This is a genomic window from Streptomyces sp. NPDC037290 (assembly GCF_055603245.1).
Genome location: NZ_JBVJVZ010000017.1, coordinates 85,821 through 95,420, shown reverse-complemented (window position 1 = coordinate 95,420; position 9,600 = coordinate 85,821). Strand labels below are relative to the sequence as shown.

Genomic DNA, 9,600 nt, shown 5'->3' with positions numbered 1-9,600 from the left:
GATCGCTGTGGTGCTCCCGGGCGTGTACGCCCCTCAGGACGACACGGAACTGCTGGCCGAGGCCCTCCGGGCAGAGGGGTTGGGCCCCCGCGTCCCCTCTTTTCGACCCCCACCCCCCCCCCCGGCTCCCCCCCCGGGCCGGCACCGGGGGACGCGCGGGTGCCGGGGCCGCGAACGGGCCCCGGCCCGCCGCCACGCCGTCCGGCCCCGGCCGGACACCGGACACGCCGAACCCGTACGACGGGCAGCCGCAGGATCCGGCCCCCCGTCCCGGCGGGAGCCCGGGCCGGGGGAGCGCCGGGCGGCAGCGGGTGATCATGTTCCTCGCGGGGCTCGGCGGCGTGCTCGTCGTCATCGCCGCCGTCTTCTACCTCACCGACCCGGGCGGCGCGAAGCACGAGGACGCCGGCAGGCGGTCGTCCGCGAGCGCCACCGCGCACGCGAGCCCGCCGCCGGGGGTCAAGTGCGCCGGCTCCGCCTGTGACGGCAAGGACGCCGAGGTCATGGGGTGCAGCGGCGACCTGGTCAGCACCGTCCGGACGGCCACCGTCGGCACCGCCACCCTGGAGGTCCGCTACAGCAAGGCGTGCGGCACCGCCTGGGGCCGGATCACCGGCGCCGCCCAGGGCGACACGGTCCGGATCACCGCCGGCAAGGTGCAGCAGACCGGCCGGACCAGCACCGCCGGCGACACCATCGCCTACACCCCGATGGTCGCCGTGAAGAACGCGGCTCAGGTCCACGCCTGCGCGACGCTGGCCTCGGGCCGGACGGGGTGCACGAAGTAGCCGGGTGAAATTCCGGGGGCGGGCGCATGGCGCGGCGGATCCTGGGCACGCGAGGAGTACCCCCACGGGAGTCCGGCAATCCGGTCCCCCCACCTGGCGGCCGCCTCGTCCTCTCCCCCTCTCCCGGACGGGGCGGCCGCCATTTCGTTCGACGTGTCCGGCTTGTGGGCTGAGCCACACGGCCCCGGACGTCTCGCATGCCGGATGCGCGATAGCCTGACCGGTGGATCTCTCTTGATGCCAAGAGATCGATCATCCGCCCGGGGCAGGGACGCCCCACCGCCAGCTGTCATACGGAGAACGCCATGACCCGCACTCCCGTGAACGTCACCGTCACCGGCGCGGCCGGCCAGATCGGTTACGCCCTGCTCTTCCGCATCGCCTCCGGCCAGCTGCTCGGCGCGGACGTGCCGGTCAAGCTGCGCCTTCTGGAGATCACCCCGGCGCTCAAGGCCGCCGAGGGCACGGCCATGGAGCTCGACGACTGCGCCTTCCCGCTGCTGCAGGGCATCGACATCACCGACGACCCGAACGTCGCCTTCGACGGCGCCAACGTAGCCCTGCTGGTGGGCGCCCGCCCCCGCACCAAGGGCATGGAGCGCGGTGACCTGCTGGAGGCCAACGGCGGCATCTTCAAGCCGCAGGGCAAGGCCATCAACGACCACGCCGCGGACGACATCAAGGTCCTCGTCGTCGGCAACCCGGCCAACACCAACGCGCTCATCGCCCAGGCCGCCGCGCCGGACGTCCCGGCCGAGCGCTTCACCGCGATGACCCGCCTGGACCACAACCGCGCGCTGACCCAGCTCGCGAAGAAGACGGGGTCGACGGTCGCCGACATCAAGCGGCTGACCATCTGGGGCAACCACTCCGCCACCCAGTACCCGGACATCTTCCACGCCACGGTCGCCGGCAAGAACGCCGCCGAGCTCGTGAACGACGAGAACTGGCTGGCCGAGGACTTCATCCCGACCGTCGCCAAGCGCGGTGCCGCGATCATCGAGGCCCGCGGTGCCTCGTCGGCCGCCTCCGCCGCCAACGCCGCGATCGACCACGTGTACACCTGGGTCAACGGCACCGCCGAGGGCGACTGGACCTCCATGGGCATCCCGTCGGACGGCTCCTACGGCGTCCCGGAGGGCTTGATCTCCTCGTTCCCGGTCACCACCAAGGACGGCACGTACGAGATCGTCCAGGGCCTGGACATCAACGAGTTCTCCCGTGCGCGCATCGACGCGTCCGTCAAGGAGCTCGAGGAGGAGCGCGAGGCGGTTCGCGGCCTCGGCCTCATCTGAGAAGTACCGGAGCTACGGCAAACGCCCGGCATCCCGCCGCAGGGGTGCCGGGCGTTCGCCGTCTGCGGGCGTGTGACGGGTCGCGCGCTCCGGTCTTCCGTACCCGGAGATCACCAGCGCCGTGGCCGCCAGCACCACCACCCCCACCGTCCGCAGGGCCGGTCCCATGCCGTGCAGCAGGTCGGTGTGCGAGGACAGGACGGTGCCGGTGACGGCCACGCCCAGTGCCGCGCCGGTCTCCCGGGCCGTCGTGCCGAGGCCGGAGCCTAGGCCCGTCTGGTGGGCCGGGAGCGAGGTGACCACGCCGAGGGTCAGGGCCGGCATGGACAGTCCCGCGCCGGCGGAGATGACCAGCAGCCAGCAGACGAACACGGCGTAGGGTGTGCCCGCGCCGGCCGTGGACGCGCCGAGCAGGCCGAGGCCGATCAGGGCGAGACCGGCACCGACGACCACGCGGGGGCGGCCGGCCCAGCGGGCCGCCAGCTTCTGGGTGGCGGCCATCCCGAACACCAGCGGCAGGATCGCCACGCCGGTGACGGCGGCGCCGAAGCCCTTCACGCCCTGCAGGTACTGCGAGTTGACGAAGAACAGGGAGAACAGGCCGAAGAAGCCGGTGGCGGTGCCGAGGGAGGCCGCGCGCAGGCGGGGCGAGCCGAAGATCCGCGGGTCGAACAGCGGGGCGGGGGAACGCAGGGCGTGCCCGGTGAAGGCGGCGACGAGCAGCGCGCCCGCCGTGAAGGCGCCGAGGATACGGGCGGACGTCCAGCCGTAGGCCGGGCCCTCGATGATGCCGAACAGGATCGCGACCAGGCCCGCCGTCAGGAGCAGCGTGCCGAGCGGGTCGGGGTTGCTGCGGGCGGAACGTGCGGTGCGCGGGACGGTGGCGGAGACCGCCACGGCGAGCACGGCGGCGAGCGGCACCATGACCGCGAACAGGGCGCGCCAGGTGAGGAACTGGCCGGCCAGACCGCCGCCCAGGTTGCCCGCCGCGCCGCCCAGGCCGATCGACAGCGTCCAGGCACCCATCGAGCGGGCCCGGTGCTCGGGCGCGGACAGCTGCATCAGGATCGAGAGGGTGGCCGGGGTGATCAGCGCGGCTCCGGCGCCGGACACGCCCCGCCCGGCTATCAGGACGGCAGGGCCGGTCGCGAGCGCGCTGGTGGCGGCGCCCGCCGCGAACAGCGCGAGCCCGGCGAGCAGGGCGCCCTTGCGGCCGTACCGGTCGCCGAGCGCGCCGGCCGGGATGAGCAGTCCCGCGAAGACGATGACGTAGGCGTCGACCGTCCAGAGGATCTCGGTGTGCGAGGGGTGCAGGGACGAGGAAGTCAGCTGCGGGATGAGGAGGTTGATGGCGGCGACCATGCTCTGGGCGACCAGGACACAGGCGCACAGCGCGAGCAGGGTGGGGCGTTTCAGGGCGTGCGCGGGCACGGCTCCTCCCGGGAGGTGGGCGGTGGGGTGTGGGATGCGCCCTCGTCCTACGCGGTGACGCGCTCTCACCGTAGGCTCGCCGGTGACCTGCCTTCCAGTGCAACCTTTGCAAGGGACACCTGCACATGACGCAATCCACTGGCCCGGATCCGAGGCTGGACCTGAACCTGCTGGTCGCGCTGGACGTGCTGCTGGAGGAGCAGAGCGTGCAGGGTGCCGCGCACCGGCTGCATCTGTCCGAGCCCGCCATGAGCCGCACCCTCGGCAGGATCCGCAAGGCGCTCGGCGACCCGGTCCTGGTGCGCGCCGGACGCCGGATGGTGCCCACTCCGCGCGCGCTGGCGGTGCGGGCCGAGGTCGGTGCGGTCGTGGAGCGGGCCCGCGCCCTGTTCACATCGGGCCGGGACACCGATCTGCGCACGGTGACCCGCACGTTCACGATCCTCGGCCACGACTCGGTCGCCGCCACCCACGGCGCCGCCCTCTTCGCCCGCGCCGCCCGCGAGGCCCCCGGCATCCGCCTGCGCTTTCTGTCCGAGAGCCACGTGGACGCGCCGTTCCTGCGCCAGGGCACCGCCGACCTGGAGGTCGGCGTGATCGACACGGCCGCGCCCGAGGTGCACGTGGAGACGGTGTACGAGGAGCGCATGCTGGGTGTCGTGCGGGCCGGACACCCGCTGCTCACCGGGGAGCTGACCCCCGAGCGGTTCGCCGGCGAGGCCGGCCATCTGATCGTCTCGCGGCGCGGCAGGCAGCACGGACCGATCGACGAGGCGCTGGCCGAACTGGGCCTGAGGCGCCGGGTGGTGGGCAGCGTCGGCACCTATCCCGCCTCGCTGTTCGTGGTGCGCGAGTCCGACCTGGTCGGACTGATCAGCCACTGGGGCCGCCCGCTGGCCGCCCTCCTCGGCCTGGTCACCTTCGAGATCCCGCTGCCGCTCCCGGCGGTCGCCGTCGGCTTCGCCTGGCACCCGCGCCACGACGCCGACCCCGCCCATGCCTGGCTGCGCGACTGCGTACGGGAGCTGATGGCGCACCGGACCGGTCAGTAGCCTGCGGATTCCGCTTTCCCTGTACCGTCCGTCACTCTATGCTGATGGATTGTCAACTCAGCTGTTCAACAAGTGACTTTCCACGCCTCGGGGGATCCGCGTGAGCACCGCACACGTGCCGCCGCAACCGCAGCCGACGCCTGCGGCGGCACCATCCGCACCACCGTCCACCCCACCGCACGCGAGCGAGGCCAGCCGGCTGCTGTGCGCGGGCACGTACCTGGATTCCGGTTACCGGGACCGGGTGATCGACGAACTGCACCTCAACGGACAGCGGTTCGTGGCGCCCTCCCTCGGCCTCGACGCCGCCCGCGTCCTCGCCCACGCCCTGCGCGCCCGCCGCCAGGAACTCCAGTGGGCGGGGGCCATCCTCGGCCTGTGGCTGGTGGGAGTGGCGCTGACCCAGGGGCTGCTGGGCCTCTTCCTGCTGCCCAGCCTGTATCTCGCGATCGGCCGCTGGATCAGGGGCCGCGATCCGGGGGCGTCCCTGTTCCGCGTCGTACCCGCCTTCTTCTTCCGCTGGGCCGGCCGCATCCAGTTCACGTTGCTGTTCGTGGTCACACTGACCGCCGCGTTCGGCGGCACGAGCGACGAGCCGTCGTACGACTCCTACGGCGACCCGTACGGCCTGGACTCGGGGTCCAGCTCGCTGAGCCTGAGCGACATCTTCCTGCTGGGCTTCAAGGAACTGGCGCGGCAGTTCAAGCCCTGGCAGGCCTGGGCCACGCTGGTCATCTTCGCGCTCGTCGTGCTGTGCCTGGCCGGTCAGCGCGGCCAGTTCGCGCGCGTCCTCGCGGCCGAACTGTCCCCGCAGCGCTTCCCGGACGCCGCCGGCGACCCCGCCGAGCAGGGCGCGAGCCGGCGGTTCCAGTGGCTCAAGCAGCGCATCCGGACCGAGCAGCACGCGCCGTTGATCATGTATCACGAGGCGCGTCCGTTCTGCGGGGCCGGTGTGGCCTACCGGGACTGGGTGCTGGCCGTCGAACTGAAGCCCGACGCGCTGAAGAAGCAGCAGCCGATCAGCAACCGGCTGGTGCTGGAGAAGGTCCGGCCGCTGGTGGAACGCCTCCGGCTGCCCGCCGAGTACGCGGGGCCGGGAGTGCGCGACCGGCTGCGCTGGCTGGAGATCGACGAGTGCGTGTTCCTCCCCGCCGAGGGGCTGCTGCGCCGCGAGGACGCGCCGTACCACCCGCAGGCCTTCGAGGAGCACCGGTCGCACGCGGTCGAGGAGGGTGCCGAGAAGCGCCGGCACTTCCTGCGCATCCGCGTCGGCGGCTGGGAGGAGGAGCTCGTCGTCACGGTCTTCGTGCGCATCCACACCCAGGGCCGCATGCTCATGCTGGAGATCGCCCCGCACGTGCTGCTGCCGGTGCGCCAGGACTTCAAGGACGCCGACCGAACGGCCCACCGGTTCCGCCACAACAACGTGCTCGGCAAGGCGGTCTGGGCCGTCACCCGGGTACCGGGCTCACTGGCCGGCTCCCTGGTGGTCCTCGGCAAGTCCGTGGTCTACGGCTGGCGGCTGCTGACGGGCGGCTACGCGAACGCGTTGCCGGACGGTCCCGCGCTGTCCGTGCGGGAGCTGGGCTCGGCGGATGCCGGTTCGCAGTTCCAGGAGATGGACGTCTCCCGCTACCTCAAGAGCATCCAGGACCGGGTCGCGAACGGGGTACGGGCCGCGCTCGCCGAAGCCGGCTACCAGACCGGCGAGTTCGTCCAGCAGATCAACAACATCAGCAACGGGGGCGTGCACATCGGCCGCGTCGAGGGCAGCACCTTCGCCGTCGGTGACAACTCCTCCGCCTCCTCCACGAACGGCGGCAGCACGCCGCAGAAGGGAGCCGACGGTCATGGCAACGGATGAGCGGGGAGTCAGCATCGGCGACGTTTCGCACAGCACCTTCGCCATCGGCGACCACGCGCACGCCGAGAGCCACCACGGCACGGCCGCGCCGCGCGACGAGGCGGCCGAGCAACTGCTGCTGGCCGTGCGGGAACTGCGCGCCGACCTGGCCCGGGTGCGGGCGGACGACCGGACGGTGCAACTCGACGCGGCCCTCGCCGAGACGGAGGACGAGATCACCCGCACCGGCCAGGCCGCCCCCTCCCGCCGCGAGCGCCTGCGCCGCCTCCTCGACGACTCCCAGGCGCTGATCAGCGTCCTCGCCTCGGCGGGCACGCTGGCCGGCCTGGTGGGGCTGTGAGAGGAACACGATGAGCGGGGGAGCGCGGTACTGGAACGAGGAGACCCAGCGCTGGGAGGACAGCGCGGGACCGCAGGCCGGCACACCGGTGACACCACCGCCGCCGGCCATGCCGGACCGGGCGCCCGAGTGGCCCCCGGCCGGACCGCCGACGGCCGATGAGGGCGCACCCGGCCCTGCCGCGCCCGAGTCGGCGCCGCCGGTGCCGCCCGCGCCGGACTCGGCGCCGCCCGCGCCGCCCGTGCCCTGGCCGGACTCGGCCGGCGGCTGGCACGGGCCCAGGACGGGCGCCGCCGACAGCACGACCGGCGGCCCGGACACGGGCAGCACGGCGGGTGCGGGCTGGTCCGCGCCGGAGTGGCCCGTGCAGCCCGAGCCGGTGCCCGTGCCCGCGGGCGGGCTCAGCCGCAGAACGGTCTGGACGGTGGTCGTGGGCGCGGCCGTGGTCGGCGTCGCCGTGAGCCTCGTCCTGACCCTCGTGATCAAGCCGGGGCACCACGACCGGCCGTCATCGGCGAGCGGCTCGCCGAGCCCCTCCGTGGTCTCGGCCTCCCCGGCGCCGACCGGCGACATCTCCGGCTCCCCGTCCCCCACGGACGACACCGCCTCCCCCTCCGCCTCGGCGAGCCCGCTCCCCGCGGGCTGGGAGTCGTACGACGACGAGGAGGGCTTCCGGATCGCGCGCCCCACGGGCTGGTCGCGGTCCTCGGTCCCGTCCTCGTACGGCATCAAGGTCGTCAACTACCGCAGCCCGGACAAGGCGCACCGGCTGCAGATCTACCAGGTGGCGGAGGCGTCCCCGGAGGCGTCGTTCGAGCTGTTCCTGTCCGACCAGACCCGCAAGCCGGCGGGTTTCCAGAAGCTCTCCCTGGTCAATCTCGACCAGGGCGACTTCGTCGGCTCCCGTCTGGAGTACCTGGCCGACACCATCAAGGGCGAACCGGACGTCGGCACCTGGCACGTCTACGACGAGCGCTTCACCGCCGCGGACGGGAGGATCTACGCCGTCGCCGCGTACGGCCCCGACCGGGACGGCGCCGACGCCGACCTGCGGCTGCTCGAGACCGCGCTGAGCGGGTTCTGCCCGCCCGACACGGGCTGTGACGCCCCGATGAACTGAGCGCAGCGTCCCAGATAAACCGTTTCTGTCCGTTTTCGACCGTCTTTTCAGTGACGCCGCGCACTATCGGCCACTGATTCCGCATGCGAGCCAGGGGCCGTGGGCAGGCGGCCACGGTCCCTGAGCGTGCCATGTGCGTGACGCGGGGGCACGGAACAGGAACGGAAGGCAACACCGATCATGGCGGACAGAACCGAACGACAGGCCCAGGCGACCATCCGTGCGGGAGGCGAGTGGCTGCCAGCGGTCTCCGGCGCGACGCGCGAGATCCTCGACCCCGCGGACGCCCGGCCGTTCGCCGTGGTCGCCGAGGGTGACGAGAAGGACGCCGAGCGTGCGGTGGCCGCCGCGCGGCAGGCCTTCGACCACGGCCCCTGGCCCGGCACCCCCGTCGCCGAACGCGCCGCGCTGCTGCGCCGCGTCGCCGACCTCCTCGTGCGCGACCGCGAGGACCTCGGCCTGCTGGAGAGCCGGGACGCGGGCAAGACCGTCGAGGAGGGCCGCGTCGACATCGACTGTGTCGCCGACGCCTTCCGCTACTTCGCCGACCTGGTCGCCGCCGAGGCCCCCGGCCGGGTGGTCGACGCCGGCTCGCCCGACATCCACAGCGTCGTCGTCCACGAGCCGGTCGGCGTCTGCGCGCTGATCACCCCCTGGAACTACCCGCTCCTCCAGGCCAGCTGGAAGATCGCCCCCGCGCTCGCCGCCGGCAACACCTTTGTCATCAAGCCCAGCGAGATCACCCCGATGACCACCATCGCGCTGATCGGGCTGCTGGCCGAGGCCGGCCTGCCCGCCGGGGTCGCCAACATCGTCACCGGACCCGGCCACACCGTCGGCGCGCGGCTCGCCGAACACCCCGACGTCGACCTGGTCTCCTTCACCGGTGGCCTGGTCAGCGGCACCAAGGTGGCCCAGGCCGCCGCCCCGGCCGTGAAGAAGGTCGCCCTCGAACTCGGCGGCAAGAACCCCAACGTCGTCTTCGCCGACGCCTGCGCCACCGAGGAGGGCTTCGACACCGCCGTCGACCAGGCCCTCAACGCCGCCTTCATCCACAGCGGCCAGGTCTGCTCGGCCGGCGCCCGCCTCATCGTCGAGGAGTCGGTCCGCGAGCGCTTCGTCGCCGAACTCGCCCGCCGGGCCCAGAGGATCAGGCTCGGGCGCGGCACGGCGGACGGCGTCGAGTGCGGCCCGCTCGTCTCCGAGCAGCACCGCGCCAAGGTCGAGGCGTACGTCGCCGGCGCGCTGGAGGAGGGCGCCGTACTGCGCTGCGGCGGCAAGCGGCCCGAGCCGTCACCGGATCGCCCCGGGACCGGCTACTTCTACGAGCCGACCGTCCTCGACGCCTGCCACCGCGAGATGACCGTCGTACGCGAGGAGGTGTTCGGCCCGGTCCTCACCGTCGAGACCTTCCGCACGGAGGAGGAGGCGGTCCTCCTCGCCAACGACACCGAGTACGGCCTCGCCGGCGCCGTGTGGACCGCGGACGCGGGCCGGGCCCGCCGCGTCGCCGGACGGCTGCGCCACGGCACCGTCTGGATCAACGACTTCCACCCCTACCTGCCGCAGGCGGAGTGGGGCGGCTTCGGCAAGAGCGGCACCGGCCGCGAGCTGGGGCCCGCGGGACTCGCCGAGTACCGCGAGACCAAGCACGTCTACCAGAACCTCGCGCCCAAGCCGGTGCGCTGGTTCGCCGGCTGAGCCCCACCT

General features: G+C 73.1%; 8 protein-coding genes. 7 read left to right on the top strand and 1 reads right to left on the bottom strand.

Going from position 1 to position 9,600, the window contains the following annotated elements; all coding sequences use genetic code 11:
- Positions 1 to 317 precede the first annotated feature (317 nt).
- Complete coding sequence (locus tag ACZ7HQ_RS36335; protein WP_470999351.1) at positions 318 to 788, top strand: DUF2690 domain-containing protein; 471 nt, start codon at positions 318 to 320, stop codon at positions 786 to 788.
- Between the two features lie 305 nt (positions 789 to 1,093).
- The gene (locus ACZ7HQ_RS36330; protein ID WP_470999350.1) at positions 1,094 to 2,083 is read left to right on the top strand and encodes a malate dehydrogenase; all 990 of its coding nucleotides are present in this window, start codon (positions 1,094 to 1,096) and stop codon (positions 2,081 to 2,083) included.
- A 12-nt stretch (positions 2,084 to 2,095) separates the two neighbouring features.
- On the opposite strand, the gene ACZ7HQ_RS36325 is transcribed toward ACZ7HQ_RS36330, so the two are convergent.
- Positions 2,096 to 3,514 carry an MFS transporter gene (locus tag ACZ7HQ_RS36325; RefSeq protein ID WP_470999348.1) on the bottom strand — a complete coding sequence of 473 codons (1,419 nt, stop codon included), beginning with the start codon at positions 3,512 to 3,514 and terminating at the stop codon, positions 2,096 to 2,098.
- Between the two features lie 125 nt (positions 3,515 to 3,639).
- Here ACZ7HQ_RS36325 and ACZ7HQ_RS36320 point away from each other — a divergent pair, with 125 nt between their 5' ends.
- The 5 genes from ACZ7HQ_RS36320 to ACZ7HQ_RS36300 all read left to right on the top strand — a co-directional run bounded on the left by ACZ7HQ_RS36320 (position 3,640) and on the right by ACZ7HQ_RS36300 (position 9,591).
- Positions 3,640 to 4,566: a LysR family transcriptional regulator gene (locus ACZ7HQ_RS36320; protein WP_470999346.1), complete on the top strand. Its 927-nt coding sequence runs from the start codon at positions 3,640 to 3,642 to the stop codon at positions 4,564 to 4,566.
- A 100-nt stretch (positions 4,567 to 4,666) separates the two neighbouring features.
- Entirely contained in the window at positions 4,667 to 6,430 is a 1,764-nt protein-coding gene (locus ACZ7HQ_RS36315; RefSeq protein WP_470999345.1) for a hypothetical protein, read from the top strand.
- Positions 6,417 to 6,770, top strand: coding sequence for a hypothetical protein (locus tag ACZ7HQ_RS36310; protein WP_470999344.1), 354 nt, complete (start codon positions 6,417 to 6,419; stop codon positions 6,768 to 6,770). The genes ACZ7HQ_RS36315 and ACZ7HQ_RS36310 overlap by 14 nt, the downstream gene beginning before the upstream one ends.
- 10 nt (positions 6,771 to 6,780) lie before the next feature.
- Complete coding sequence (locus ACZ7HQ_RS36305; protein WP_470999343.1) at positions 6,781 to 7,890, top strand: hypothetical protein; 1,110 nt, start codon at positions 6,781 to 6,783, stop codon at positions 7,888 to 7,890.
- 180 nt (positions 7,891 to 8,070) lie between these two features.
- Positions 8,071 to 9,591, top strand: coding sequence for an aldehyde dehydrogenase family protein (locus ACZ7HQ_RS36300; RefSeq protein WP_470999342.1), 1,521 nt, complete (start codon positions 8,071 to 8,073; stop codon positions 9,589 to 9,591).
- Positions 9,592 to 9,600: the final 9 nt, after the last annotated feature.